Genomic DNA, 26,855 nt, shown 5'->3' with positions numbered 1-26,855 from the left:
TGTCTGGTCAACGACCGGGCTCAGCCGTACAGGGAGGTCACACATGAGGTTTGGTCTGTTCGCGATGCCGGAACACCCGCCGATCGAGAACTGGTCGTTGTCCTACGACCGGGACATCGAAGAGATCGTTCTGGCGGAGAAGCTGGGTTTCAGCGAGTTCTGGATCGGCGAACACCACACCGGTGGCTACGAGAACGTCCCGATGCCGGAACTGCTGCTCGCGAAGGCCTCGGCCCTCACGAGCAGGATCCGACTCGGCACCGGCGTGGTCAACCTCCCGTACCAGGACCCGTTCCAGGTTGCCGAGCGTTTGGCATTCCTCGACCACCTCACCCACGGCCGGTTGGAGTACGGTTTCGGCGGCGGAGGGCTGCCCACGGACCAGGCCCTGTTCCAGCTCGAACGGTCCGAGGCCGCTCCCCGTACCACCGAGGCGCTAGAGATCATCTGGGAGCTCCTCACCTCCGACGAGCCCGTCAATTATGAAGGCGTGTACTGGAAGTACGAGAACCGTCAGCTGCAGGTCGGCCCCTACCAGGAGGTTCCGCCCTTCGCGATCGCCGGCCTGACCGGAACGCACAACTACGCCCGGTGCGGCGCCAAGGGGTGGAAGGCTCTCAGCGTGTACTTCGCTCCGGGGGACAACAACGGGTATCCGAACGCCCCTGACCTGGCGGCACATGCTGCGGCGCTGACCTCGGCGGCGGAGGAGAACGGTCTCGACCCCGAGGTCGCGCGCCAGAACTGGCGGATCACCCGCGAGGTCTACGTGTCTGACAGTAAGGACCAGGCGATGAAGGAGATCCGGGCAGGCGTGCATCGGTCCTACGAGTACCTGTTGGGCCTCGGTCTCGGTGCGCTGATGAAGAAGGGGGAGGGCATGGACGACGCCGAACTCACCTTCGAGTGGATGGTCGAGGAGATCCCGTGGATCATCGGGAGCCCCGAGGACTGCACCCGTCAGATCCGCGAACTGGAAGAGGTCACCGGTGGATTCGGAACGTTCCTGATCAACAGCCGTGACTGGGTGACAACGGACAAGTGGAATCGCTCTCTCGAGCTCTTCGCGCGCTACGTCACGCCGCAATTTACCCCGCGCGAGAACATGGCTCGACGAAACAAGCTCGCGCGTGTCGCCCTGGGGGTTTGATTCGGTGCCCCGAACAAACGATGACTTCGCCGGCCGGGTCGCTCTCGTCACCGGCGGCGGGAGCGGAATCGGAAAAGCCATCACCGCCGCGCTACTCGAGGCGGGGGCAAACGTCGTGGTCTTGGAGAAGAGCGCAGAAAATGCTGAACTGGCCGCGGCGGAGCTGGGTCACTCTGACCGCCTGGCCTGGCACGTGGGTTCGGTGGCGGTCAAGGGGGACGTCCGCGAAGCATTCCGGTTGGCGCAGAACACCTTCGGACCGGTTCATCACCTCGTGAACAATGCTGGGACTGCGTCGTTGTCGCTGATCCGGGACTGCTCCGAGGAAGACTGGGACCTCATCGTCGACACCCTTCTCAAGGGCACATTCCTGTGCACACAGGCGTTCGCCCAGCAGGCGATCGGCGCCGGGGAAGGGGGATCGATCGTCAACATCTCGTCACTCAATGCCGTCGCAGCCACCGACGGTCTAGGCCACTACTGTGCCGCCAAGGCTGGAGTCATGCAGTTCACCAAGGTGAGTGCCGGTGAACTAGGACGGTACGGAATACGCGTGAACTCGATCGGGCCTGGCACTGTCGACACCCCGCTCGGGGCGGGATTCACCGTCGGCCAGATCGGCCAGGAGTTCTTGGATCGCACCCTGATCGCCCCGGCTCGTCATCAGCACGCGACGGACATCGCAGATGTCGCAATGTTCCTCATGTCGGAGCATGCCGCGCGCATCACCGGTCACTTCATCCCAGTCGACGGCGGCCAGCACGTCCGTGGTCTGCATTCGTACTGGGACGTGGCCGAGACCCAGGGTCTGGTCAGCCGACCCGCCTGAATCCATCTCCGTGAGCCAAGGACAGACATCGATGCCCCCTTCACAAGCGCTTGCCGCCACCGCCGCCGACGCTGACTCAGCCTCCCATTACGCGACTCGCCGATACTGGGACGAGGCCCGCGAAACACTCGACCCCGAGGAGCGGGATCGTCGGATTCTCGAGCGGATCCAGCTCCAGCTGCGCTATGTGTACGACGAGCTGCCGTTCTATCGGCGCCATTACGACAAGCATGGGTTTCGGCCCGAAGACGTGACGTCGCTTGCGGACTTCACGGCAAAGGTTCCGATCATCACCAAGAGAATGCTTGTCGCAGATCAGCAGGAGCATCCACCGTTCGGCTCGTACACAAAGGATTTCGGCGCCGGTGGTATTGCGCGCGTCCATGGGTCATCGGGCACGTCGGGTACCCCGACGATGTATGCGGTGTCCCGCGGTGACTGGGACCGGGCCGCCGATGTACACGCCATGGCGCAGTGGTGTGCAGGTGTGCGCCCCGACGACATCGTCCAAATCGGTTTCCCGTTCGGACTGTTCTTCGGTGGCTGGGGTGTCCTACAGGGCGTGGAACGCATCGGCGCCACGGTCTTCCCCCTGGGGGTCACCGATTCCGAGAAACACATCGAGATGATCCGCACTCTCGGCTCGACGGTGTTCAGTGCGACCCCGTCGTACTGCATTCACCTGCTGTCCGTGGCGGAGCGGATGGGGGTCGACCTGCGGGCCAGTTCGGTACGGCACGTGCTGGTCGGCGGCGAACCCGGTGGGAGCCTGCCCGGCACGCGACGGATCATTGAAGAGGGCTGGGGCGCAACGGTTGCCGATGCCGGTTCGACCTCGGAGATGTATCCGTTCCAGACCAGCGTCGGATGCGAGGCGGGTACCGGCACGCACCTGATCACCGATGAGGTCTACACCGAGGTCGTCGATCGGGACGACCACAATCTGGCGATCCCTGTCGGCGAACGTGGCGCCGTGATCTACACGCACCTATGGCGAGAATCCCAACCGATGATCCGATTCGCGCCCGGCGACGAGACGTACCTCGACGACACCCCGTGCGTGTGCGGCCGAACCTACCCGCGCATGCCCGAGGGTGTGCTCGGACGTCTCGACGACATGCTCGTCATCCGGGGTGCCAACATCTACCCGAGTGCCGTCGAGACCGCATTGCGTGACATCCCTGAACTCGGACCCGAATTCCGGATTCATGTCCACACCGAAGGTGCACTCGACGAGATCGCAGTTCACGCCGAGGTCTCGGCCGGTACACACGAGGCCTGGCAGGCGATGGATGACGACCGACGTACCGAAGCCCAGGGCGGGCTCGTCGGCCGCGCCGAGGCTGTGTTGAAGCAACGGTTGGGAATCCGGATCCCGTTCGAGGTGCTGACGCCGGGCACTCTGGAACCGACCACCTTCAAGGCACGCCGCGTCATCGACGCCCGCGGCACGCGTCGATGACCGTGGACGGTTTCGGAGCCGGCCACGCCTCGAAAGTGCGGGTATGCCTTCGGATTCGGTCGGGTGACTTCGAATGACTCAATCTTCCGCAGTCAAAGACCCGGCCGCCGGCACGCCAGACGATGTCGAGTGGATCGACGTGAAGGTCCATAGCGTCTGCTTCGAGGGCGTCAACGTGGTGAGTCTGAGACTGGAAGCGGATGACGGAACTGCACTACCGCACTTCTCGCCGGGCGCCCACATCGACCTCGACCTCGGCAACGACCTCGTTCGGCAGTATTCGCTGTGCGGGTCACCCCTCGAGCCGACATGGCGTATCGCGGTTCTGCGGGAACGTCAAAGTCGCGGCGGCTCCGAACGTGCTCATCGACTCTCCTGCGGCGACCGCGTCCGGGTCCGCGGACCGCGCAACCACTTCCCGCTCGAGGACGCTGCCGAGTACCTGTTCATAGCGGGTGGGATCGGGGTGACGCCCATCCTGCCGATGCTCCGCGAGGCCGAGACGCGGGGTGTCCCGTGGTCGCTGCACTACGGCGGTCGTACCCGCGGTTCGATGGCCTTTGCCGATGAGATTGCCGGCTACGGCGACAAAGTGCACCTTTACCCGCAGGACGAGGTCGGCCTGTTGAACCTGACGTGGATCCTCGGTGAACCACGAGAAGGTGTCGGCGTGTACTGCTGCGGACCCGAGGGGCTGCTGACGGCCATCGAATCGGAGACGGAGTCGTGGCCGCACGGAGCCCTCCATACGGAACGCTTCAGCCCGGCCGAGCCGGTGGGGCCCCGCGTCGGTGATACTCCCTTTGAGGTCGAGTGCCAGATGTCCGGGGTAACAGTGACTGTCGCGGATGATGAAACGATCCTCGAAGCCGTCGAGAGAGTCGGCGGGGTTATTGTCTCCTCCTCCTGTCGCGAGGGGACTTGCGGCACGTGCGAGGCCACTGTGCTCGACGGCGTACCCGAGCACCGTGATTCCGTACTCACCGACGACGAACGGGAAGCCGGCGACGTGATCATGACCTGTGTGTCCCGGTCCTGCACGTCTCGACTGGTGCTCGATCTGTGACAAGCACTACGAGAGAGAAGTCATGCGATGAGAGAACAGACCGATCTCGTCCCGAGCCGTCTCCGAGAAGTGTTCGGTGCCTTCCCGTCCGGCGTCGTGGCGTTGTGCGCCATGCGAGACGGGCGCCCGGTGGGAATGGCGGCGAGCACATTCACAGCAGTGTCGCTCGACCCGCCGTTGGTGTCGGTCTGCGTCCAACGATCGTCGCAGACGTGGCCGGACCTCCGTGCGGCAGCGCGACTCGGGGTCACGATTCTCGCCGAACAGCACGGTGAGGTCTGCCTGAGGCTATCGACAAAACACGGAGACCGCTTCGCCGGCGTCGATTGGGATTCGCTCGACGACGGGAGCATCGTCCTGCGGGACGCGAGCGGATGGCTGACGACGTCGGTGTACGCCGAGCTCGATGCGGGTGATCACCTCGTCATACTGCTGCGTGTACATACCCTCGACACCGATCCGGCCACTTCTCCATTGGTCTTCCACCGCAGTGGGTTCCACCGATTGGCACCCGCGTCGGATGGGGTCGTGTCGGAGTCGGCCGGCGGTTGAGCGTCACCTACGCCCGAAGAGCCTCAATCCCACCAGCAAGAGGACCACGGCGGCGAGGGCTGCGACGAGTCCGATGAGGATGCGGACCGAGATGGGTGAGGCGGCGTCGGAACCGGTGCTCGCGAGGTGGGAGTCCGCCGACGACGCGGCGCGCGGTGCGGTGGTTTCGACTGCTTCCCCGAATGATTCGACGAGGCGTCCAACCGAGATGTTCGGGTCGGCCCGGAATCCGTACTCGAACATCTCCCGCGCCTGGTCCCAGTACATGTCGCCCTCGACCGAAAGTCCGTACATCTGGACGACGAGGATGCGGCGTCCGTCGCGTTCGGCCGCGCCGACGTAGGTCTTGCGGGCGTCGTCGGTGTATCCGGTCTTGCCGCCGAGCATGCCTGGATAACCGTCCACCAGAAGGCGGTTGCTGCTGTACATGTCGTACGCCGGATGGTCCTTGTCGCCGGGCACATCGGGTCGGCGGGGATACCCGGGGAACCGGAAGGTGGGCTTGGCGATCAACTCCCGGAAGGTCTCCTGTGCCATGGCTTCCCGGTAGATCAGGGCGAGGTCGTACGGCGAGGAGGACATCCCGGCGGCGTCGAGACCCGACGGGCTGGCCGCGCGGGTGTCGGCGGCGCCCAGCTCGCGGGCGCGTTCGTTCATCTTCTCCAGCGTGGTCTCCACACCGCCGAGTTCGCGCGCGAGGGCGTTGGCGCAGTCGTTGCCCGACACCATGAGCAGCCCGGTCAGCAGGTCGCGGACGGAGTAGCGACCGCCGGGCCCCATCCCGCAGGAGTCGCCCTCGGTGCTCCAGTCCTCCGCGGTCGGGACGACCGTCGCATCGAGATCGAGCTCGTCGAGCACGATGAGCGCGAGCAGCACCTTGATCGTCGACGCCGGCCGGTACCGCCCGTGCGGATCCTTGGCCGCGATGACGTTGCCCGAGTCGAGGTCGGCGATCAGCCACCCGGCCGAGGTGAGCCGAGGGGGAACCGGACCCGCGGCGGGATCGGCGACGACGCCGCAGTACCCGAGGTCCTCGCCCCCGATCGGCGGGGTGGGGACCGGCAGCGGGGGCGGGGTCGTCGAACCGGGTGCGACGACCTCGGACTCGTCGACGGCCGGTGGGGTGCCGGTCTTGTGCGGACAGTGGTCGGTGAGGGGCGTCGTGAAGGCCGGCGGTGCACCGGTCGGGACGGGAACCGCGCCGGCAGGTCCGACAATTGTTGGACCTGCGGCGATCATGCTCAGTAGTAGCCCGAGCAGGGCGGCGACGAGCGCCGATGAGGTCCGGCGAGTCCACCCCGAGGTCACCGACCGCACGTTACCAGCGGAACCGGGCAGGCTCAGGACGCGCGGAGCGGCCGTGTCCGACGTTCGGCCGCGTGGACTACAGCAGCGAGTACGCCTGGCCCAGGACCGACCGCAGGATCTGCTCGATCTCGTCGAACTCGGCCTGACCCGCGATCAGCGGAGGGGCGAGCTGGACGACGGGGTCGCCGCGGTCGTCGGCGCGGCAGTAGAGCCCGGCGTCGAACAGTGCGGTGGAGAGGAATCCGCGCAGGATGCGTTCGGACTCGGCCGCCGTGAACGTCTCCTTGGTGGCCTTGTCCTTCACGAGTTCGATCCCGTAGAAGTACCCCTCGCCGCGTACGTCGCCGACGATCGGCAGGTCGTGGAGCTTCTCGAGGGTCGCCCGGAACGCCGGTGCCTGGGTCTTGACGTGCTCGTTGAGGCCCTCGCGCTCGAAGATGTCGAGGTTGGCCAGCGCGACTGCCGCCGACACCGGGTGCCCACCGAAGGTGTAACCGTGCGCGAACGTCGTGGTGCCGTCGCGGAACGGTTCGAACAGGCGGTCGCTGGCGATCATCGCGCCGATCGGGGAGTAGCCCGATGTCATGCCCTTGGCGCAGGTGATGATGTCGGGGACATAACCGAAGTCGTCGCAGGCGAACATCGACCCGATGCGGCCGAACGCGCAGATCACCTCGTCGGAGACCAAGAGAACGTCGTACTCGTCGCATATCTCGCGGACCCGCTCGAAATAGCCGGGCGGCGGCGGGAAGCACCCGCCGGCGTTCTGGACGGGCTCGAGGAAGACCGCCGACACCGTGTCCGGGCCCTCGAACTCGATCGCCTCGGCGATGCGGTCGGCGGCCCAGCGGCCGAACTTCTTCGGGTCGGCGGACATGTCGTCGGCCGCCCGGTAGATGTTGGTGTTCGGCACGCGGAACGCCCCGGGCGTCAACGGCTCGAAGGCCTCCTTGAGGGCCGGCACACCGGTGATGGCGAGCGCGCCCTGCGGTGTGCCGTGGTAGGCGACCGCACGCGAGATCACCTTGTGCTTACCGGGTTTCCCGACGAGCTTGAAGTACTGCTTGGCCAGCTTCCAGGCGCTCTCGACGGCTTCGCCGCCACCGGTGGTGAAGAAGACTCGGTTGAGGTCGCCGGGTGCATAGGCGGCGAGGCGTTCGGCGAGTTCGATCGCCGGGGGAGTCGCGTACGACCACAACGGGAAGAACGCGAGATCCTTGGCCTGCCTGGCGGCGGCCTCGGCCAGTTCCTCCCGACCGTGACCCACTTGCACGACGAAGAGTCCGGCGAGCGCATCGAGGTAGCTGCGTCCCTGATCGTCGAAGATGCGCATACCCTCGCCGCGGGTGATCACCGGCGGCGTGATGGCGTCGCCGTGCCGGGCGAAGTGTCCCCAGAGGTGCGCCGCACTGCGCTCGCCCAGCGACCGGGCGGAATCGGGTGGTGTCGAGGGTGCGGTCAGTGTCATCGTGACTTCCAGTCGGTCATCTGGTTCCCCAGTTGTATTGCTGTTTGACGAGTTTGAGATAGACGAGGGTCTCGGTGCCGACGACCTCCGGGTGCACGCGCACCTTCTTGTTCAGGATCTCCAGGAGATGGTCGTCGTTCTCGCAGACGACCTCGATCAGGATGTCGAACGATCCCGCGGTCAGCAGGACGTAGTCGATCTCGGGGTGTTCGGCGAGGTGTTGCGCCAGAGCCTGGGTGTCACCCACACAGCGGATTCCGATCATCGCCTGGCGGGCGAACCCGAGCTTGAGGGGATCGGTGACCGCGACGATCTGCATGAGTCCGCTCTCGCTGAGCTTCTGGACTCGGTTGCGGACGGCGGCCTCGGACAGGCCGACTTCCTTGCCGATGGAGGCATAGCTGCTCCGACCATCGGCCTGCAGGAGTTCGATGATCTTCTTCGCAGTTGCGTCCAACTGTGTGGATGCAGGGTCAGCCACCCCATGATCGTGACGGATTCCGCAGCGGACCGCAACACAGACGACTGAATCCGCAACGAAACCGTATTTCGACACGTGAATCCGCAACGGCGGCGGTAGGATCTGGGGGTATGTCCTCTCCAACCAGCATTCCGTCCGGCTGGATCGACGGAAAGCCCCATCACTCGACCGGTGCCGATCACATCGTGATCAATCCTGCCACGGATGAGCCGGTCGCGACCGTGAAACTCGCAGGTCGCGGTGACATCGATACCGCGGTGGCCAGTGCTCGCGCCGCGCAGCCCGCCTGGGGTCGTGCGACCCCGGCCGAACGGGCGGGAGTCCTGCTCGCGTTGGCCAGGGCGCTCGACGCCGAGTCCGACCTGCTGATCGCCGAAGAGGTCGCCCACACCGGTAAACCGGTTCGGCTCGCGACCGAGTTCGACATCCCCGGATCGATCGACAACGTCGACTTCTTCGCCGGAGTCGCACGGAATCTCGAGGGCAAGGCGAGCGGGGAATACTCAGGTGACCACACCTCGTCGATCCGCCGGGAACCCGTCGGGGTCGTCGGCACCATCACGCCGTGGAACTATCCGCTGCAGATGGCAGTGTGGAAGGTCATCCCGGCACTCGCCGCCGGCTGTGCGGTGGTGCTGAAACCCGCCGAGATCACGCCGCTGACCACGCTGACGATGGCCCGCATCGCCACCGAGGCCGGACTGCCCGACGGTGTCCTCAACATCGTCGTCGGCACCGGACCGGAAGCCGGCGCCCATCTCGCCGGGCATCCCGACGTCGACATGGTGACATTCACCGGTTCGAGCGCGGTCGGCCGGCAGGTGATGGCGCAGGCCGCCACCAACGGGGCCCGCATCCAGCTCGAACTCGGCGGCAAGGCGCCGTTCGTCGTCTTCGACGACGCCGACCTGCAGGCCGCGATCCACGGTGCGGTCGCGGGCTCGATCATCAACGGCGGCCAGGACTGCACCGCGGCCACCCGCGCGATCGTCGCGCCCGCGCTCTACGACGACTTCGTCGACGGCGTCGCAGACCTCATGTCGCGGGTCGTCATCGGCGATCCGACCGACCCGGCAACGGATCTGGGCTCCCTCATCTCCCGGCGGCACCGCGACAAGGTGGCCGGGATGGTGGACCGTGCGCGGGCGGTCGGTGCGCGCGTGGTCACCGGCGGTAGCGTCCCCGACGGTCAGGGCGCCTTCTACCCGCCCACGCTCGTCGCCGACGTGGCCGAGGATTCGGAGATCTACCGCGACGAGGTGTTCGGGCCGGTGCTCGCGGTCAGTCGTTTCACCGATGACGACGACGCGATCCGTCGCGCCAACGACACCCCGTACGGCCTCGCGGCGTCGGCATGGACGCGCGATGTGTATCGCGCGCAACGTGCTTCGCGTGAGATTCACGCCGGGTGCGTCTGGATCAACGACCACATCCCGATCATCAGCGAGATGCCGCACGGCGGATTCGGTGCCTCCGGCTTCGGCAAGGACATGTCGACCTACTCGCTCGACGAGTACCTGCTGATCAAGCACGTCATGAGCGACATCCACGGCGTCGCCGAAAAGGAATGGCACCGAACGATCTTCACCCTCGGCGGTCCGACGGCGTGACCGACCGGACGTGGGCCTCGCGGCCGACCCAGCGGGGAGTCGAGGTGGTCGCGCGGGCCGCGGCCCGCCCCTTCTGGCTCGACCGCGACCTGCGTCCCGAACCCCGGCCCCGACTCGTCGGCGAGACCACCGCCGATCTGCTGGTGGTCGGCGGTGGCTTCACCGGCCTGTGGGCGGCCGCGCAAGCCGCCGAACGCAATCCCTCCCGATCGATCGTGCTCGTCGAACGCGACCGGCTCGCCGAACACGCCTCCGGACGCAACGGAGGCTTCTGCGCGGCCAGCCTCACACATGGACTCGGCAACGGACTGCAGCGGTTCCCCGACGAGATGCCGACGCTGCTGCGCATGGGTCGCGAGACCCTCGACGCCATCGTCGACACCCTGACCCGCCTGGGCATCGACGCCGACGTCGAGCGCACCGGCGAACTCGACCTGGCGACCACCGACTGGCAGTTCGACGATCTCGCCGAGACCGCGGCCGCCGGGCAGGCACTCGGTGAGGATCTCGTCCTGCTGGACGCATCCGCGGCCCGGGAACGCGTCAACTCCCCGATGGTCCGCGGCGCCCTCTACGACCCGCATGTCTCGATCCTCGACCCCGCCAAACTCGCGTTCGGCCTCGCCGAGGCAGCCGAACGGCTCGGCGTGCAGATCTTCGAGAGCACCGAGGTTCTGGATCTGACCTCGGATTCGTCGGGTGACGAGATCTGCGCCCGGACGGATTTCGGGCACATTCGCGCCGGTCGGGTCGTCGTCGCGACGTCGGCGAGCCGATCGCTGGTCCGCAGACTGCGCCTCTACACGGTCCCGGTGTGGGACTACGCACTGATGACCGAACCGTTGTCGGACGATCAACTCGCCTCCCTGGGCTGGGCTGGGCGCGAGGGACTCGCCGACAGCGGTCCACGCTTCCACTACTTTCGGCTCACCGCCGACAACCGGATGCTGTTCGGCGGTTGGGACGCGCCGTATCACTTCGGGTCCGACGACGACCCCCGCCGCGCCCACCAGCCCGGCGAATGGGCGCTGCTCGGTGATCATCTCCTGCAGATGTTCCCGCAACTCGAGGGGATCACCGCGACGCACACCTGGGGCGGGGTGATCGACACCTGCTCGCGGTTCTGCGCCTTCTGGGACACCTCCCACGGCGGGCGCGTGGTGACGGCGGTCGGTTTCACCGGACTCGGCGTCGGCGCCTCGCATTTCGCGGCTGCCACCGCACTCGACCTCGTCGACGGTCTACGAACCGAACGCACCGCCCTGGAGATGGTGCGCCGCAAGCCCTTACCGTTCCCGCCGGAACCGATCCGCTGGGCGGGAATCACTCTCACCCGGCATCAGATGGCGCGCAGCGAACGTCGCAACGGTCGCCGCGGCGCATGGCTCACGCTGCTGGACCGGATCGGACTGGGCTTCGACAGCTGATGCCGGCGCGCGCGACCTGCCGTGTGGGGCCCGTCGGGAACTACGGGTCCGTGCTCCCCTCAGAGCCCCGCCTTCCCGGTTGCCCAGTACGGTCTGGTGGTGATCGCACGCCTGTCGAGGGTTGTACCGGTGATCAGAGCGCGTCGCTGCTGCTGGATGGACTGAGCGTGTCCGAGGAGAAGGGCGCCGTCGACGTCGGCGAGATCGCCGTTGCGGAGCGCGTCGTCGAGCCAGGCTTGTGTCGTCGCCCCGGGCTCATCGTCGAGGGCAGGGAGAATCCGGTAACCGGGACACCGATCGCTCAGTGCTGCAACAGATCCGGGCGGAGCCTCGATCACCGTGGTTGTCGTGACCGCACCGTGTCCGACGGCGGTGTGCGCGTTGAACGTGCCGAGTGCAGAACCGTCTCCGAGGAAGATCAGGCGAGTTCCGGGCAACCGCGCGGCCACGTGCTTACCAGCCAGAAGGGTGATCTCCGTTCCAGGTCGGAGGGCGCGCAGCCATCGGGTTCCGGGTGCGTCACCGTGAAGGACGGTGAGAATGGTGATGCGTTGGGCGTCGACGACCCCGTGGACCGTGTACCGGCGACCCTCGGTGCGGGTGGCGCGGACCTGGACTTCGTGGCCGGGCTGCCATCCACCGGGCGGTGGCTCGGCCCGGAACTCGACTTCGAGGAAATCGGGAGCGATCTGTTCCGTGGCGAGCACACACGCGCGGCGGCCCATGAGTGCCTCGGCGAACCTGCCGACGAGGGCCGGTGCTGTGGGCATGAGAGTTCTCCTTGCGACGATTGGATTCGGGGTCGTCGATCGGGTGTCGACATATTCTGGTGCGCTGCACCGTTCGTTCGGGGACGATGCCCCTACTGATCCGGCGCGGTCACCTGTGCGGTCTTCTTTCGTGTCTTCGGGATGAGGAAGGCGAGGGCGCAGGGGATGAGGCTGAGCCCGAGTACCCACCAGAAGGTGCCGGTGAACGCGGTGAGGGCCTGGGCCGGTGAGTCGGCGGAGTCGAGTCGGCTCTGCAGGATGACGGCGACGACTGCGACACCGAACGGCGCCCCGACACGCTGCACGACGCTGAACGCCGCGCTGCCGCTTGGTATTTCGTCGTGTGTGAGGCTTCCGAAGGCCAATGTCATGACCGGGAACATGGCGGCGCCGAAGCCGATGCCCTGCAGGAGCTGGCCGGCCAACAGCAGAATCCCGCCGCCGTCGAGACCGGTGAAGACGAAGGGCAGGATGCCGATCATGATGAGTGCGCTACCGCCGGCGACGATGAAGCGGCCGTCGACGTGGGTGGCGATCCGACGGGCGAGCAGGAAGAAGAGCATGGTGCCGGCACCCTGCGGTATCAGCAGTAGGCCGGTGGCCAGGACGCCCTCGCCGCGGATCTGCTGGTAGAACAGCGGCAGCAACAGGGTCAACGCGTAGGTGGTGAACCCGGCCATGAAGGTGATGACGCTGCTGAGTCCGAAACTGCGTCGCGCGAAAAGCCGTACGTCGATGAGAGGTTGGCGGCGTGTGGTCAGCGAGTGGTAGACGAACGCCGCGACGAGCAGGATGCCGATCAGCAACGGCAGCCATGCCGTCACGGCGGTGAACCCGCCGGCGCCGGTGGCCTCGGAGATGCCGTAGGCCAAGGCGATCACACCAGGAGTCAGCAGCGCGAAACCGAGGGTGTCCAGGCGCGTGCCGGGACGGCCGGGAACCTCGGGCAGGAACCGTACGAGTGCGAGTGCGGCCACGCAGACCGGGATGTTGATGAAGAACATCCAGTGCCAGCTCCAGTACTGCAGGATGAGGCCGCCGAGGACCGACCCCAACACCGGGGCGAGCTGAGCCGGGAGCGCGATCGCCACCATGGCCTTGCCGATCCGTTCGGGGCCTGCGGCGCGGGTGAGGATCGAGAACGACAGCGGGATCAGCATGCCGCCCCCGATGCCCTGCACGGCGCGGAACCCGATCAGCATCGGCAGCGAGGTCGCCAGGCCGCAGAAGATCGAGCCGGCGAGGAAGACCGCGACCGAGAAGGCCCAGACGTTGCGAGCTCCGAAGCGTTCGGATGCCCACCCGCTGATCGGGATGACTGCCACGTATAGCAGGAGATAGGCCGTGGCTACCCATTGGGTTTGTGCGATCGAGGCGTCGAAAGCCGCGCGAAGGTGCTCGATCGCGATGTTCACGATCGTGGTGTCCAGCAGCGTCGTGAAGACCCCGAGGACAAGCGCCGCGCTGATCAGGTTCAGTCGCCGCTGCGACACCGGCGCGGACGCGGCCTCGGCGGAGTGTTGAGTTGATGTCACAGAGGCAGACTAAACCGTTTAGTTCAATACACCAAGACTGAACGGTTCAGTATCTCTGTTGTAGGGTGTGGGCATGAATGACCCGAAGCCGGTGCACCTCTTGAGTGAGGCCTCGGCCACGAAGCGTCGGGCCGTGGTGGAGGCCGCGCGGGACCTGTTCGTCAGTCAGGGTGTCGACCGGGTGAGCATGGACGCCGTGGCCGCCAAGGCCAAGGTCTCCAAGGCCACCGTGTACGGATACTTCGGCGACAAGCAACGTCTGTTCCGTTCGATCCTGGCGGACGCGACCGAATCCCTGGATATCTTCGCGAACAAGGTGATCGACGCACATCTCGGTGATGACGCGGGTATCACCACCGTGGCCCGGCTAGAGCAGGCGCTGACGTCGACCGCCATCGACCTCGGCGTCACCGTCGTGGGCTCGATGGAGTATGCCGCTGTGCTGGCCCTGGTGGCGCAACGGCGTTGGCAGGACCCCGACGCCGACGACGATCTGGAGACCGGAGCGGTCGAGAACGCCATCTCCGAGCGGATCGCTCACTTCGCCGGACTCGGTCTGCTCTCCGTGGAGGACCCGCGACGCGCGGCAGATCACTTCTTCGCGTTGACGCTCCTTCTTGCCTTCAACGAGCAACCGAACCCGCTCACCGTCGACTCAGAACGTCTACGGCGCACCATGATCGACGGTGCACACGCTTTTGTGCGCGCCTACGGCGTCGGCTGAGTCCGACCGGCGGATGGGGCGTCGGCCACCACCACACCGGTCAGCCACCGGGTCAGCACGGTGCGCGCGAGCGGGATGGTGACGGGTTCGGTGGCTGCGGCGTCGGCGGGGAAACGATCGGTGGCCTCGACGCCGATGGTCTCGGTGATCAGCGATCGTGACTCGGTGGAGTCGAGCCATTCGCCGACGAGCTCACCGCCGGCCTCGAGGTGGAACTGCACGCCGTACGACTTCCCGTGGCGGTACAACTGATTGACACACGTTGACGACGACGCCAGCAGCGTGGCCCCCGGCGGGAGTGTGAACGTGTCGAAGTGCCATTGCACGACGTCGAATTCCGACGGCACCGTTCCGGACGTCTCACCGTCCGCGGTGCCCCAGACCGGATCGGTGGTGCCCGCATCGTTCAGGGTGACGGTGTGGATGCCGACCTCCGGCGAGGAGGCCGTGTACACGTCGGCGTTCAGCGCGGCGGCCAGGATCTGGGCGCCGAGACATACACCCCAGATCGGGATCCCCAGGTCGAGCGCCCGGCGCAGGAGCGCGATCTCGTCGGCGATCCACGGGATGCGTTGGGCGTCGCCGACTCCCATCGCCCCACCGAGGGTCACCACGGCGTCGAATCCGGTCAGGTCGGTGGGTACCGGCTCACGCCAGATCCGCAAGATGGTGACGTCCGCGAGGTCGATCAGCGGTGGGCCGTAGAAACCCGGGGGCTCGGAGTCGGCGTGGCGGATCTCGAGCACTCGCGCACGTTGGTCGGTCAAGTCGGTGTCGGTCTCCGTGATCGGCGCGGGCTGCGGTCAGCCGCTTTTGGGGACCACGATAACCGGTGCCGTCGTCCACCGGAGGATACGAGAGGCGGTGCTACCGAGGAAGACCCGGTTGGGTGATCCGAGGTGACCGGAGCCGATGGCGACGATGTCGTTGGCGTCCCAGGGGAGATTGGCCAGTGCCTCGTCGAGCGTCGTGCCATCGGCGACGAGGACGTCGACCTCGAGTTCGGGATTCACCTCGGAGCGGGTCTTCTCGAGGAGTTCACGCGCGACGGCGATCTGCGCGGCGCGCACGTCCCTCGACGAGTCGTCGTCGAAGGGCGATTCGAGGGAGACCAGCGAGAGCAGTCGGAGGTCGAGCTTGGCGCGTTCGGCGAGCTTCTCGGCGAACGGGAGCGGATTGTCCTCGCCGGGTCTGACCGGGACGGCGACGGTCACCATGTCGAGGACCGCGTCCACCCGATCCGCATATCCGCGCGGCGCCAATGCGACCGGAACGGGTGAGGAGTGGACGAGTTCGTTGCTGACGGTGCCGAGCGTGTGGCGACTCAGCAACCCGTCGCCCGTGCCGCCGACGACGATCATCTTGGCCCCGGTGTCGACCGCGTGGGAGGCGAGCCCGTCGGCAAAGGACTCGTTGACCGTGACGACGGTGCGATAGGAGAAGCCGGCGGGGATCAGCTCGGCGCCCTCGCGGAGCCAGTCGGCGGCCTGCGCCTCGATGCGCTGTTGATACTGGGCGAGCCCGGGCTGGCCGTCGTAGGGCGTCGGGCGAACCACGCACACCAGGTCGATGGCCGCGCCGGTGACCCGGGCGAGCGCCACGGCGAGGACGACCCCGTCGGCGCCCGAGGGGGTCGCGAGGTATCCGACGGTGAGCCGGGGAGTGCCCGGATCGTCGGTCGGGTCGATGGGCGTCTCTGCGTCAGGGCGGGTTGCGGCGGTCTCAGTAGACATCGGGAACCTTCACCTCGGTGGTCGCGGTCAGTGTCTTGCCCCTGAAGAAGTCGCTGTTGTGGGCGAAACAGGCGAGCATCAGGGGGATTCCGAGAACCAGCATGCCCACCCCGAGGACGAAGACGCCACCGATCCCGCCGACCGAGGTGGCGCCGTAGTCCGGCGAGATCATGTCGATCGCGGAGCGGATGAAGGCCGCCGCCATTGCGAGGCCGCCGAGGAACGGGAAGAGGCCGCGCAGGAAGAAGTTCCGTGCGGAGGCGAACAGGGTCGAACGGAAGTACCACACGCAGGCGAAGGCGGTGATCCCGTAGTAGAAGGCGACCGCCAGTCCGAGGGAGGAGATGGAGTCGGCGAGGGTGTCCTGGCTGAGCAGTGACAGGACCAGGTAGAAGGTGAGGGCCGCGGCACCCATGACGCCGGTGCCGAAGGCGGGGGTCATGTAGCGCGGGTGGATCGAGGCGAACTTCTCGGGCAGTGCCTTGTAGACGGCCATCGACAGGCTGCCGCGTGCGGTGGGCAGGATCGTGGACTGGGTCGAGGACAGCGCGGAGACGCAGACCGTCAGCAGCAGTGCCGACGACATGATCGCGCCGGCCACCGGCTCGCCCAGGATCGTCAGGACGTCCTCGTCGTTCGCGTCGTTCCCCAGTCCGATCCCGGTGTCGCCGAACCCGGCGAACGACTGGATCGCGTAGGCGACCAACACGTAGGTGGCGACCAGGATCACGCACGTGAGAAGGGCGGCTCGGCCCGGGGTCTTGTCGGGGTCCTTGGTCTCCTCGCTGATCGCCAGGCACGCATCCCAGCCCCAGTAGATGAAGATGCACAGGATGACCGCCGCAGCGATCTGCGACTGGTCGAGACCACTGGGCCACAACCAGGACCACTCCGGTGTGATCGCCTGGTCGCCGGCCCGGCCGGTGCCGACCTTCACCAGCGCGATCACGCTCGCGATGACGAGCACGGCGAACTGGATGAACATCAGGATCGCCTGCATGCGTTCGCTGATGACGATGCCGCGGATGCTGATCCAGGTCATGGCGATGATGAAGAAACTGCCGAGCAGGATCTTCGCCAGCAGGCTGTCGGCCAGGCCGTGGAGGCCGAGGAACTTGAACAGGTACAGCGCGGCGATCTCGGAAACGTTGGCGAGCACGATGATCGCGGACACGGCCAGGCCCCACCCGCCAATCCAGCCGATCCACGGACCGAAAGCCTTTGTGCCCCAAGTGAATGTCGTGCCGCAGTCCGGGGTGTCGCGGGACAGTTCGCGGTAGGCGAAGGCCACGAGCAACATCGGGATGAAGGCGAGGACGAACATCGCCGGGGCCTTTGCGCCGACGCTGTCGACCACGAAACCGAGAGTGGCAGCGAGGCTGTAAGCCGGTGCGACGGCGGACAAGCCGATGATGACGTTGCCCATCAGCCCGATCGAACCGAGACGCAGGCCCTTGTTGCCGGGATCATCAACGACGCGGGCCTTGCCGCTGTCTCCGACCGCTCCGGCCTCGATGCGCTCCGCCATGGTGGTTCTCCGCTCACATGATCACGACGAGAGTCAGAGTACGATTCTGCTTCCGATTCCTCCCTGTAAGTTCGAAACCTGGCTCAATTGCGTGCTCGGCACCTGCTCGTCGGTTCGTGTCCACGAGCGGTGTCCTCGGCGACGAGTTTGGACTCGACCCAGATCTGACATCTGGAAAAGCCTCCGCCGGACTGGAATAGCGCGTCGAGTGGTTTGTCCGGCGAATGTCTTGTGTACACCAGCGATGCCGACCACAGCTTCGTGTGGCCGTCCTGATGGGTGAGCGGGACGTCGGTCTGGGTGCGGAGTCGGCCGGCGGCGTCGAACCATACGGCGGCGCCGTTGTGTTGGTGGTCGGAGGTCAGGGTGATCGTGACCGGTTGGGCCTCGTGGCCAGGGTCGGCGCCGGGCGTCGGTGCCGCCGTGGCGGGGGAGAACACCGCCAGACACAGGGCGGTGCTGGTCAGGAGGGTGAGCAGTAGGCGGACGTACAGGACTCGGACCACGAGACTCTCCGTTCGGCGGGCTTGGCTGGGTCCTTCTTGGACGCAACCGGGCGCCGTGCGGTTCCCGATCACCGGACGAGCGTCAGCTCCCGGGTCGTGGTCTGGCGGAAATCCGTTGTGGCATCGAGCAACCGGGTGATCGCCAGACGACCCTGCAGCCGGGCCAGGCCGGCTCCCACGCAGAGATGTAGGCCCTTGCCGAACGCCAGGTGCGAGCCGTGCCCGGACCGGGCGGCGCCGCGGTCGAGGTCGACGGTCGGCGCGGCGTCGAAGTGCTCGGGGTCGCGGTTGGCCACGCGCCACATGAGAAAGATGTGGGAGCCGGCGGGGAGGTGGGTGTCGCCGAGTGTGGTGTCGGCGACGACGTGCCGGAAGTGGCCGCGGAACGGTGATTCCAAGCGCAGGGCCTCCTCGACGAATGCTGGGATGAGGTCGGGGTCGCGACGTAACCGTGCGGCGACCTCGGGGTGTTGCGCCAGAACCCGGACCGCATCGGTCAGCAGGCTGACGGTGGAGTCGGACCCCGCCGCGACGAGTTGCAGGAGAATCATCACCGCCGCCGGGTGGTCCAGGTCGTTGCGGGCCACGGCCGACGCGATGTCGGCGAGCACCCCTCGTCCTGGTGCACCGGCCCTGTCGTTGCGTAGTGCCGAGTCCAGTCGGTCGCCGAGGTAGGCGGTGAGTTCGGCGACCGCCGTGATCGCGGTGGTGAGTTGGCCGGGGGTGATGACGCCGTCGATCAGCACGTTGGTCGCACCGGCCCAGCGGGCGAGATCGTCGATGTCCTCGTGTGGCAGGCCGAGCAGCCCGGTGACCACGGTGATCGGGACACGTTGTGCCACAGCTGTTGTCCAGTCGATTGTGTCGCCGTCGAGTCCCTCGGACCAGGCGGTGTCCACGACCTCGGCGACAAAGGGCTCCAGGGCCCGGATGCGAGCAGGTGTCAGCGACGGCATGACCAGCGACCGGTGGAGGCGGTGGCGCGGGCCGTCGGCGGTGGCCAGGACGTGCATCGCATCGCCGAGTCCGGCGACCGGGAACTCCGACACCGACCCGTCGTCGTGGCAGACCATCGTGGCGGTCAGGTTCGACGAGAAGTCCCCGGGTCGTCGCACCACCTCGGCGATGAGCTCCCAGGAACCAACGGCGAAGAACGGGGAGTCGCCGACCTGCTGCACCGGGGACCCGGTGTGGAAACGCGAGAGGAAGGCGGGGTCGTCGAGTGCGAGCATGCACCCAGCGTCTCCGACGGGGCGCGGCGGGGACAACGGTTCTCGCCGAAGTCGACACGGGGAGATCGTGGCGCCGGGATTCGATGTCTCACGAACCCTTCTTGACCTGCCAGAAAACGCACCCAGCCAGCTGTTCCTTGTCTCATGATGAGATTCGACGACGGAGGGCGTGCATGGCTGACTGGCTCGTGGGTGGCGATCGCGGCGACGCGGCGCGAAGGAGGCTCGTGTCGCAGGCCGCGACACTGATCGCCTCGCGTGGACTCGATGCGTTCAGCATCGACGAACTGGCCGCTCGAGCCCACTGCTCCAGGGCGACGATCTACCGTCACGCCGGTGGCCGTGCCCAGTTGATCGAGGCGGTGTTGTCGACGACCGCCGCCCCGGTCCTCGAATCGATCCGCGCGGAAGCGGCCGGCACGGCGGGGGAGGAGCGCGCCCGGATCGCGATCACCGCGGCGGTCGGCGCCCTGCGTGCAGATCGGGTGATACGACAGTTCCTCCGGCCGGCAAGCCTCATCGCGACGACGCCGACCGTGCTCGCCTCGCCGACCGTGCTCGATGTGGCCGCAGAACTCATCGGCATCGACCCCGACGACACAGTCGCCGCCCGGTTCGCGATCCGGTCGGTGCTGACCATGCTGCTCTGGCCGGCGACCCCCGAGGAAGAGGCGGCGCTCGTGGACTCGATCATCGCGGGGATCTTCCGGGGCGAGGCATCGAACGCCCGCCAGACGTAGCGGTCCGTGTCGCCCAGCAGCACGATCCGCTACATGTGCGAATGAGCAACGGCCCGCACCGAAGTCGGTGCGGGCCGTTGCCGGGCTGCAGAGAAAGCTGAAACGTCTAGCGCGAGAACATGAGTGCGCGCTTGACCTCCGAGATCGCCTGCGTCACCTGGATGCCGCGGGGGCATGCGTCGGTGCAGTTGAAGGTCGTGCGGCAACGCCACACACCGTCGACGTCGTTGAGGATGTCGAGACGCTCGACGGCGCCCTCGTCACGGCTGTCGAAGATGAAGCGGTGCGCGTTGACGATCGCGGCCGGGCCGAAGTACGAACCTTCGGTCCAGAACACCGGGCAGCTCGTGGTGCAGCAGGCACAGAGGATGCACTTGGTGGTGTCGTCGAAGCGGGCGCGGTCGCTCTGGCTCTGGATGCGCTCACGGGTCGGCTCGTTGCCCGAGGTGATCAGGAACGGCTTGATCGCGCGGTACGCGTCGAAGAACGGCTCCATGTTCACGACGAGATCCTTCTCCACCGGCAGGCCGCGGATCGGCTCGACGGTGATGGTGATCTCCTTGGACTTGTCCTTGGGGAGCATGTCCTTCATGAGGAGCTTGCAGGCCAGGCGGTTGACGCCGTTGATGCGCATGGCGTCGGAACCGCACACGCCGTGGGCACAACTGCGGCGGAACGTCAGGGTGCCGTCGAGGTAGCCCTTCACGTACAGCAGCAGGTTGAGCAGGCGGTCGGTCGGCAGCGCCGGGACGCGGAAGCTCTCGAAGCCCTGGGCGTCGGGATTCTCCGGGTTGAACCGGAAGATCTTCAACGTGACCATGGTGGCCTCGTCGGGCACCGGGGGCAGCGGCGGCTCGTCGGAGGAGGGTGCGGGCTTGTCCAGAACAGATGTCATCAGTACTTACGCTCCATCGGCTCGTAACGGGTCTGCACCACGGGCTTGTAGTCCAGCTCGATGTCCGAGAGAAGGTCGGTGCCCTTCTTGTAGGCCATGGTGTGACGCATGTAGTTCACGTCGTCGCGATCGGGGTAGTCCTCGCGGGCATGGCCGCCACGCGATTCCTTGCGGTTGAGTGCACCGACCACGGTGACCTCGGCCATCTCGAGCAGGAAGCCCAGCTCGATGGCCTCGAGGAGGTCGCTGTTGAAACGCTTGCCCTTGTCGTGGACCTTGATGTGGGCGTAGCGCTCCTTGAGTGCATGGATGTCGGTGAGGGCCTGCTTGAGGGTCTCCTCGGTCCGGAACACCGATGCGTTGGCGTCCATCGACGCCTGGAGCTCGGTGCGGATGTCGGCGACGCGCTCGTGACCGTGCTCCGACAGGAGCAGCTCCAGCCAGCCGTCGACCATCTCGGTCGGCTGCTCGGGCAGTTCGGCGAAGTCGGCGTTGTTCGCGTACTCGGCGGCGGCGATGCCGGCGCGGCGTCCGAAGACGTTGATGTCGAGCAGCGAGTTGGTGCCGAGGCGATTGGCGCCGTGCACCGACACGCAGGCACACTCACCGGCTGCGTACAGACCGTGGACGACCTCGTCGTTGTTGCGCAGCACCTGACCGTTGATGTTGGTCGGGATGCCACCCATGACGTAATGGCACGTCGGGAACACCGGCACGTACTCGGTGACCGGGTCGACGCCGAGGTAGGTGCGGGCGAACTCGGTGATGTCCGGCAGCTTCTCGTTGAGGACGTCCTCGCCGAGGTGGGTCACGTCGATGTAGACGTAGTCCTTGTTCGGTCCGGCGCCGCGGCCCTCGAGCACCTCGAGAACCATGGAGCGGGCGACGATGTCGCGGGGCGCAAGGTCCTTGATGGTGGGGGCGTAGCGCTCCATGAAGCGCTCGCCGTCGGCGTTGCGCAGGATGCCGCCCTCACCGCGGACGGCCTCCGAGATGAGGATGCCGAGACCCGCGAGGCCCGTCGGATGGAACTGGTGGAACTCCATGTCCTCGAGCGGCAGGCCCTTGCGGAAGACGATGCCCATGCCGTCACCGGTGAGGGTGTGGGCGTTGGACGTCGTCTTGTACATACGGCCCGAGCCGCCGGTCGCGAAGACGATCGACTTGGCGTGGAAGACGTGGATCTCGCCGGTGGCGAGCTCGTAGGCGACGACGCCGGTGGCGACCTGCTCGCCGTCCTCGTTCTCGGTGAGGCAGATGTCGAGTGCGTAGAACTCGTTGAAGAACTCGACGTCGTGCTTGACGCAGTTCTGGTACAGGGTCTGCAGGATCATGTGACCGGTGCGGTCGGCGGCGTAGCAGGCGCGGCGCACGGGCGACTTGCCGTGGTCGCGGGTGTGCCCGCCGAAACGACGCTGATCGATCTTGCCCTCGGGCGTCCGGTTGAACGGGAGACCCATCTTCTCCAGATCGAGCACCGCGTCGATGGCCTCCTTGGCCATGATCTCGACGGCGTCCTGATCGGCGAGGTAGTCACCACCCTTGACGGTGTCGAAGGTGTGCCACTCCCAGTTGTCCTCTTCAACGTTGGCCAGCGCGGCGCACATGCCGCCCTGGGCCGCGCCGGTGTGGCTACGGGTGGGGTAGAGCTTGGTCAGAACCGCGGTGCGGGCACGCGGTGCGGCTTCGATCGCCGCGCGCATCCCGGCGCCGCCGGCGCCCACGATGACGACGTCATAGCGGTGTTCCTGCATGTTGATGGTCTCCTTTAGCCGACGCTGTTGACGTCGAAGGTGAGGATCGCGTAGGTGCCCAGCACCAGGGTCAGGATCATCGACACGGCCAGCAGCACGTTCAGCCAGAAGCGGGTCGAGTCCTTGCGCGAGTAGTCGGCGATGACGGTGCGCACGCCGTTGCCGCCGTGCAGCTGGGCGAGCCACAGCATGGTCAGGTCCCAGATCTGCCAGCCGGGCGAGCTCCAGCGCGCGGCGACGAACGAGGCGTCGATCCGGTGCACGCCGCCGTCCCAGGCGAGCATGATGAACATGTGGCCGATCGTCAGGAAGACGAGGATCAGGCCGGAGAAGCGCATGAACATCCATGCGTTCTTCTCGAAGTTGCCGCCCTTGGGCTTACGCGGGGAGCGGGGGTTGTCCAGGCTGGCCGGACGGTCGTGTTCCTTGCCGAGGGTCTTCGCGACACCGGTGGCTTCCGAGGTGGTCATCTCTGGTGTCTCCTACAGGTGGCTGAACATGATCTGCAGCAGGCGGATGGCGCCGGCGGCGAACACGACGACGAACAGGGTCATCGCGACCCACAGCATCTGACGCTGGTACTTGGGGCCCTTGGACCAGAAGTCCACCAGGATCAGGCGCACGCCGTTGAAGGCGTGGAACAGGACGCAGGCGACCAGGGCGATCTCCATGAGACCGATGATCGGGGTCTTGTAGGTTTCGATGATCTCGTCGTACTGGTTGGGATCGACGCGGATGACCGCGGTGTCCAACACGTGCACGAACAAGAAGAAGAAAATGGTGACGCCTGTGATGCGGTGCAGAACCCAGGACCACATGCCCGGGTCGCCGCGGTACAGAGAACGTCGACGCACCGGGTCAGGTGCGACTTCGGTCGAGGTGCTCATCGGAAAAGTGGCCTCCAACATCGTCGATGGACGCGTCGAATCGGCATGCTCCGACTCGACCATGGACCCATGACAAGAGACTCTAAACCCATGCCCATTCCGGTGATAAATTGCCCGAACCGATTTGAGGCACAAGACATTACGACTTAGGTTTGCCTTACCCAAGCTTTTGCGCCGATGAACAGCGCATGTCCGGTTGGTTACACCCTTTGCCTGGAGGTGGGCGTGAGTACCGAAATCGAATGGGATGTTCTGCGACACAAAGCAACTGAGATGTTGTCCCATGCCTACGCCCCGTACTCGCGTTACCCGGTGGGGGCCGCGGGAATCACCTCCGACGGGCGTGTCGTGGCAGGTTGCAATGTGGAAAATGTCTCATACGGTTTGGGTATCTGTGCCGAGGTGTCACTCACCGCTCAATTGATCTCACAAGGCGGGAAGTCCCTGCGTGCGGTCACCGTCACCGACGCTTCCGGCAAGGTTCTGATGCCGTGCGGGCGGTGTCGGCAGGTGCTCCTCGAGCACGGCGGGCGCGACCTCCTCGTCGATCACCCGTCCGGTCCACGCGTCCTCTCCGACCTCCTGCCCGACGCCTTCGGTCCCGACGACATCGCCGAGGTCGTCTCGTGACCGCCTCTGTCGAGCCCGCCGCCGACGAGGTGATCCACGCCGTCTCGGTCATCGCGACCAAGCGTGGGGGCGGCGAACTCAGCGACGCCCAGATCGCGTGGATCGTCGACGGGTACACCCGCGGCGAGGTCGCCCCGGAACAGATGTCGTCGTTGTTGATGGCCATCTATCTCCGTGGGATGAACCGCCGGGAGATCGCGACGTGGACCCGCGCCATGATCGACAGCGGACGGCGGATGGACCTGACGGGCCTGCGCCGCGACGGCCGTCGGCTGATCACGGTCGACAAACACTCCACGGGCGGCGTCGGCGACAAGATCACGTTGCCGCTCACTCCGCTGGTTGCCTCGTTCGGAGTGGCGGTGCCGCAGCTGTCCGGTCGGGGTCTCGGCCACACCGGCGGCACCCTGGACAAACTGGAATCGATCCCCGGCTGGCGGGCCGAGGTGAGCACCGAGGAGATGATCGGCCAGCTCGAACGCGTCGGCGCGGTCATCTGTGCCGCCGGCGCGGATCTGGCCCCCGCCGACCGCAAGCTCTACGCGCTGCGTGACGTCACCGGGACGGTCGAATCCATCCCGCTGCTGGCCACCTCGATCATGAGCAAGAAGATCGCCGAGGGCACCGGCGCACTCGTCCTCGACGTGAAGACCGGTTCGGGCGCCTTCCTGCCGGACGAGTCCGACGCGCGCGAGCTGGCGTCGACGATGGTCGAACTCGGCCACGACGCCGGGGTCGACACCCGGGCGCTGATCACCGACATGAGCGTTCCGCTCGGCCTGGCGGTCGGCAACGCCGTCGAGGTCGCCGAATCGGTCGAGGTCCTCGCCGGCGGTGGCCCGGCCGATGTCGTCGAGCTGACCCTCGCGCTCGCACGGGAGATGCTCGACGCGGCGGGCCTGCCCGACGCCGATCCCGCCGAACACCTGGCGAACGGCCGGGCGATGGACTCCTGGCGGTCGATGATCTCCGCACAGGGCGGAGATCCGGACACCCCGCTGCCGGTCGCCCGGCATCAGGACGTGGTCACCGCCGACCGGAACGGCGTCATGACCGACATGGACGCGCGTGCGGTCGGAGATGCGGCGTGGCGCCTGGGCGGAGGACGATCCAAGCCCGGCGAAGCGGTGTCGGCGGAGGCAGGCGTCGTCATCCACGCCAGACCCGGCGACCGTGTCCGCGCCGGCCAGCCGCTGTTCACCTTGCACACGCAGGATGAGAACCGGATCGCGGGCGCGCGCTCGAGTCTCGACGGTGCGGTGCGGATCGAGATCGGCACCGACGACACGAGCGGCGTCGGCGACCGGCCACTGATCATCGATTCCGTTAGGTTCACAAGATGACGACGCTGGATCCGGCGCACCTCACCCTCGCGCCCAAGGTTCTCCTCCACGACCACCTCGACGGCGGGCTGAGGCCGGCGACCGTCCTGGAGCTCGCGCACGAGGTCGGCTACGACGGACTGCCCGTCGACGACGCGGCCGGACTCGGGCGGTGGTTCCGCGAAGCCGCCGACAGCGGCTCCCTCGAGCGCTATCTCGAGACCTTCACCCACACCGTCGCCGTCATGCAGACCGTCGACGCCCTCGAACGGGTGGCGCGCGAGTGCGTGGAGGACCTCGCCGACGACAACGTCGTCTACGCCGAGGTCCGGTACGCCCCGGAACAGCATCTCGAGGCGGGACTCACCCTCGACGAGGTGGTGGAGGCGGTGCTGCGCGGATTCGCCGACGGCGAGCGGATCGCCGCCGACCGCGGGAAGACGATCATCGTCCGCTGTCTGGTCACCGCGATGCGGCACGCGGCGCGCTCACGGGAGATCGCCGAACTGGCGGTGCGCTACCGCGATCGCGGCGTCGTCGGCTTCGACATCGCGGGTGCCGAGGCCGGTCATCCGCCCACCCGTCATCTCGACGCCTTCGAGTACATGCGGGCCAACTGTGCGCCGTTCACCATCCATGCGGGCGAGGCGTTCGGCCTGCCGTCGATCCATGAGGCCATCGGCTTCTGCGGCACCGACCGTCTCGGCCACGGGGTTCGGGTCTTCGACGACATCGAACTCCCCGACGGCGTCGACCTCGCCGCCCACTCCTTCACCGGGGCGAAGCTAGGCCTCATCGCGAACATCGTGCGCGACAAGCGGATTCCGCTCGAACTGTGCCCGAGTTCGAATGTGCAGACCGGGGCGGTCACCTCGCTCGCCGAGCACCCGTTCAACGTGTTGGCCCGGCTCCGGTTCCGGGTCACCGTCAACACCGACAACCGGCTCATGGGCGACACCACGATGAGCAAGGAGTTCGGGCTGCTCGCCGACCAGTTCGGTTACGGCTGGGCCGATTTCGAACGCTTCACGGTCAACGCCATGAAGTCGGCGTTCATCCACTTCGACGAACGGCTCGCGGTCATCGACGACGTGATCAAGCCGGGTTACGCGGTGCTGCTCGGGTCGGGCTGACCTCGATACCGAAAAGAACTCCTTTCGATACGCCCCTCCGCACGCTCCGGGGCTACTCAAGGAGCGGGAAGGATCAGCCCTTTCGGACGAGCCGGGGCCACTCAAGGAGCGGG

26 protein-coding genes are annotated in these 26,855 nt (G+C 66.6%); 12 read left to right on the top strand and 14 right to left on the bottom strand.

Going from position 1 to position 26,855, the window contains the following annotated elements; genetic code table 11:
* Window positions 1-43: 43 nt before the first annotated feature.
* The 5 genes from GONAM_RS06385 to GONAM_RS06365 all read left to right on the top strand — a co-directional run bounded on the left by GONAM_RS06385 (window position 44) and on the right by GONAM_RS06365 (window position 5,059).
* Entirely contained in the window at window positions 44-1,150 is a 1,107-nt protein-coding gene (locus GONAM_RS06385) for an LLM class flavin-dependent oxidoreductase (RefSeq protein ID WP_006865953.1), read from the top strand.
* Between the two features lie 4 nt (window positions 1,151-1,154).
* Window positions 1,155-1,979: an SDR family NAD(P)-dependent oxidoreductase gene (locus tag GONAM_RS06380; RefSeq protein WP_040535637.1), complete on the top strand. Its 825-nt coding sequence runs from the start codon at window positions 1,155-1,157 to the stop codon at window positions 1,977-1,979.
* A 31-nt stretch (window positions 1,980-2,010) separates the two neighbouring features.
* A complete protein-coding gene (locus GONAM_RS06375) occupies window positions 2,011-3,441 on the top strand; it encodes a phenylacetate--CoA ligase family protein (RefSeq protein ID WP_006865951.1) in 1,431 nt (476 codons plus the stop codon).
* Window positions 3,442-3,514: 73 nt separating this feature from the next.
* A complete protein-coding gene (locus GONAM_RS23120) occupies window positions 3,515-4,507 on the top strand; it encodes a PDR/VanB family oxidoreductase (RefSeq protein ID WP_006865950.1) in 993 nt (330 codons plus the stop codon).
* Between the two features lie 27 nt (window positions 4,508-4,534).
* Window positions 4,535-5,059 carry a flavin reductase family protein gene (locus GONAM_RS06365; RefSeq protein WP_006865949.1) on the top strand — a complete coding sequence of 175 codons (525 nt, stop codon included), beginning with the start codon at window positions 4,535-4,537 and terminating at the stop codon, window positions 5,057-5,059.
* A 3-nt stretch (window positions 5,060-5,062) separates the two neighbouring features.
* On the opposite strand, the gene GONAM_RS06360 is transcribed toward GONAM_RS06365, so the two are convergent.
* The 3 genes from GONAM_RS06360 to GONAM_RS06350 form a co-directional block, all read right to left on the bottom strand.
* Window positions 5,063-6,367 carry a D-alanyl-D-alanine carboxypeptidase family protein gene (locus GONAM_RS06360; RefSeq protein WP_040535634.1) on the bottom strand — a complete coding sequence of 435 codons (1,305 nt, stop codon included), beginning with the start codon at window positions 6,365-6,367 and terminating at the stop codon, window positions 5,063-5,065.
* A 76-nt stretch (window positions 6,368-6,443) separates the two neighbouring features.
* Complete coding sequence (locus tag GONAM_RS06355) at window positions 6,444-7,835, bottom strand: aspartate aminotransferase family protein (protein WP_006865947.1); 1,392 nt, start codon at window positions 7,833-7,835, stop codon at window positions 6,444-6,446.
* 16 nt (window positions 7,836-7,851) lie between these two features.
* The gene (locus GONAM_RS06350; RefSeq protein WP_006865946.1) at window positions 7,852-8,316 is read right to left on the bottom strand and encodes an Lrp/AsnC family transcriptional regulator; all 465 of its coding nucleotides are present in this window, start codon (window positions 8,314-8,316) and stop codon (window positions 7,852-7,854) included.
* Window positions 8,317-8,426: 110 nt separating this feature from the next.
* Between GONAM_RS06350 and GONAM_RS06345 the strand changes: the two genes are divergently transcribed.
* Complete coding sequence (locus tag GONAM_RS06345) at window positions 8,427-9,926, top strand: gamma-aminobutyraldehyde dehydrogenase (RefSeq protein WP_006865945.1); 1,500 nt, start codon at window positions 8,427-8,429, stop codon at window positions 9,924-9,926.
* Window positions 9,923-11,353, top strand: a complete 1,431-nt coding sequence (locus GONAM_RS06340) for an NAD(P)/FAD-dependent oxidoreductase (protein ID WP_006865944.1) — start codon at window positions 9,923-9,925, stop codon at window positions 11,351-11,353. The genes GONAM_RS06345 and GONAM_RS06340 overlap by 4 nt, the downstream gene beginning before the upstream one ends.
* A gap of 59 nt (window positions 11,354-11,412) precedes the next feature.
* On the opposite strand, the gene GONAM_RS06335 is transcribed toward GONAM_RS06340, so the two are convergent.
* Together GONAM_RS06335 and GONAM_RS06330 are read right to left on the bottom strand one after the other, a co-directional pair.
* The gene (locus GONAM_RS06335; protein ID WP_006865943.1) at window positions 11,413-12,123 is read right to left on the bottom strand and encodes an SIP domain-containing protein; all 711 of its coding nucleotides are present in this window, start codon (window positions 12,121-12,123) and stop codon (window positions 11,413-11,415) included.
* A 92-nt stretch (window positions 12,124-12,215) separates the two neighbouring features.
* A complete protein-coding gene (locus tag GONAM_RS06330) occupies window positions 12,216-13,658 on the bottom strand; it encodes an MDR family MFS transporter (protein ID WP_083876384.1) in 1,443 nt (480 codons plus the stop codon).
* Window positions 13,659-13,731: 73 nt separating this feature from the next.
* Here GONAM_RS06330 and GONAM_RS06325 point away from each other — a divergent pair, with 73 nt between their 5' ends.
* Entirely contained in the window at window positions 13,732-14,382 is a 651-nt protein-coding gene (locus GONAM_RS06325; RefSeq protein ID WP_006865941.1) for a TetR/AcrR family transcriptional regulator, read from the top strand.
* On the opposite strand, the gene GONAM_RS06320 is transcribed toward GONAM_RS06325, so the two are convergent.
* The 5 genes from GONAM_RS06320 to GONAM_RS06300 form a co-directional block, all read right to left on the bottom strand.
* Window positions 14,367-15,149: a type 1 glutamine amidotransferase gene (locus GONAM_RS06320; protein WP_006865940.1), complete on the bottom strand. Its 783-nt coding sequence runs from the start codon at window positions 15,147-15,149 to the stop codon at window positions 14,367-14,369. The two genes, GONAM_RS06325 and GONAM_RS06320, sit on opposite strands and share 16 nt — an antisense overlap.
* A gap of 36 nt (window positions 15,150-15,185) precedes the next feature.
* Window positions 15,186-16,115: a universal stress protein gene (locus GONAM_RS06315; protein ID WP_006865939.1), complete on the bottom strand. Its 930-nt coding sequence runs from the start codon at window positions 16,113-16,115 to the stop codon at window positions 15,186-15,188.
* Window positions 16,105-17,643, bottom strand: coding sequence for an APC family permease (locus tag GONAM_RS06310; RefSeq protein WP_006865938.1), 1,539 nt, complete (start codon window positions 17,641-17,643; stop codon window positions 16,105-16,107). The genes GONAM_RS06315 and GONAM_RS06310 overlap by 11 nt, the downstream gene beginning before the upstream one ends.
* Before the next feature lie 83 nt (window positions 17,644-17,726).
* Window positions 17,727-18,149 (bottom strand): hypothetical protein, encoded by a 423-nt coding sequence (locus GONAM_RS06305; RefSeq protein WP_006865937.1) that lies wholly within the window; start codon window positions 18,147-18,149, stop codon window positions 17,727-17,729.
* 68 nt (window positions 18,150-18,217) lie between these two features.
* The gene (locus tag GONAM_RS06300; protein WP_006865936.1) at window positions 18,218-19,381 is read right to left on the bottom strand and encodes a cytochrome P450; all 1,164 of its coding nucleotides are present in this window, start codon (window positions 19,379-19,381) and stop codon (window positions 18,218-18,220) included.
* Between the two features lie 173 nt (window positions 19,382-19,554).
* Between GONAM_RS06300 and GONAM_RS06295 the strand changes: the two genes are divergently transcribed.
* Window positions 19,555-20,121, top strand: coding sequence for a TetR/AcrR family transcriptional regulator (locus tag GONAM_RS06295; protein ID WP_006865935.1), 567 nt, complete (start codon window positions 19,555-19,557; stop codon window positions 20,119-20,121).
* A gap of 106 nt (window positions 20,122-20,227) precedes the next feature.
* Here GONAM_RS06295 and GONAM_RS06290 read toward each other — a convergent pair whose 3' ends face one another.
* The 4 genes from GONAM_RS06290 to sdhC are packed head-to-tail and all read right to left on the bottom strand — an operon-like array spanning window position 20,228 to window position 23,657.
* Window positions 20,228-21,016 carry a succinate dehydrogenase iron-sulfur subunit gene (locus GONAM_RS06290; protein WP_006865934.1) on the bottom strand — a complete coding sequence of 263 codons (789 nt, stop codon included), beginning with the start codon at window positions 21,014-21,016 and terminating at the stop codon, window positions 20,228-20,230.
* Window positions 21,016-22,770 carry a succinate dehydrogenase flavoprotein subunit gene (gene sdhA / locus GONAM_RS06285; protein WP_040535570.1) on the bottom strand — a complete coding sequence of 585 codons (1,755 nt, stop codon included), beginning with the start codon at window positions 22,768-22,770 and terminating at the stop codon, window positions 21,016-21,018. The genes GONAM_RS06290 and sdhA overlap by 1 nt, the downstream gene beginning before the upstream one ends.
* Before the next feature lie 14 nt (window positions 22,771-22,784).
* Window positions 22,785-23,240 (bottom strand): succinate dehydrogenase hydrophobic membrane anchor subunit, encoded by a 456-nt coding sequence (locus GONAM_RS06280; protein ID WP_005195959.1) that lies wholly within the window; start codon window positions 23,238-23,240, stop codon window positions 22,785-22,787.
* Between the two features lie 12 nt (window positions 23,241-23,252).
* Window positions 23,253-23,657 carry a succinate dehydrogenase, cytochrome b556 subunit gene (gene sdhC, locus GONAM_RS06275; protein WP_006865932.1) on the bottom strand — a complete coding sequence of 135 codons (405 nt, stop codon included), beginning with the start codon at window positions 23,655-23,657 and terminating at the stop codon, window positions 23,253-23,255.
* Between the two features lie 225 nt (window positions 23,658-23,882).
* On the opposite strand from sdhC, the gene GONAM_RS06270 reads away from it, so the two are divergent.
* Genes GONAM_RS06270 through GONAM_RS06260 form a run of 3 tightly spaced genes read left to right on the top strand, consistent with a single transcriptional unit; the run spans window position 23,883 to window position 26,742 of the window.
* Window positions 23,883-24,287, top strand: a complete 405-nt coding sequence (locus GONAM_RS06270; RefSeq protein ID WP_040535622.1) for a cytidine deaminase — start codon at window positions 23,883-23,885, stop codon at window positions 24,285-24,287.
* The gene (locus tag GONAM_RS06265; protein WP_006865930.1) at window positions 24,284-25,630 is read left to right on the top strand and encodes a thymidine phosphorylase; all 1,347 of its coding nucleotides are present in this window, start codon (window positions 24,284-24,286) and stop codon (window positions 25,628-25,630) included. Before GONAM_RS06270 ends, GONAM_RS06265 begins: the two co-directional genes overlap by 4 nt.
* Complete coding sequence (locus GONAM_RS06260; protein WP_006865929.1) at window positions 25,627-26,742, top strand: adenosine deaminase; 1,116 nt, start codon at window positions 25,627-25,629, stop codon at window positions 26,740-26,742. Before GONAM_RS06265 ends, GONAM_RS06260 begins: the two co-directional genes overlap by 4 nt.
* The last annotated feature ends 113 nt before the right edge of the window (window positions 26,743-26,855 follow it).

The sequence above is a fragment of the Gordonia namibiensis NBRC 108229 genome, assembly GCF_000298235.1.
GTDB classification, from domain to species: domain Bacteria; phylum Actinomycetota; class Actinomycetes; order Mycobacteriales; family Mycobacteriaceae; genus Gordonia; species Gordonia namibiensis.
Note: the sequence above shows the minus strand (reverse complement) of the source record. Positions and strands in the feature narration are given on the sequence as shown.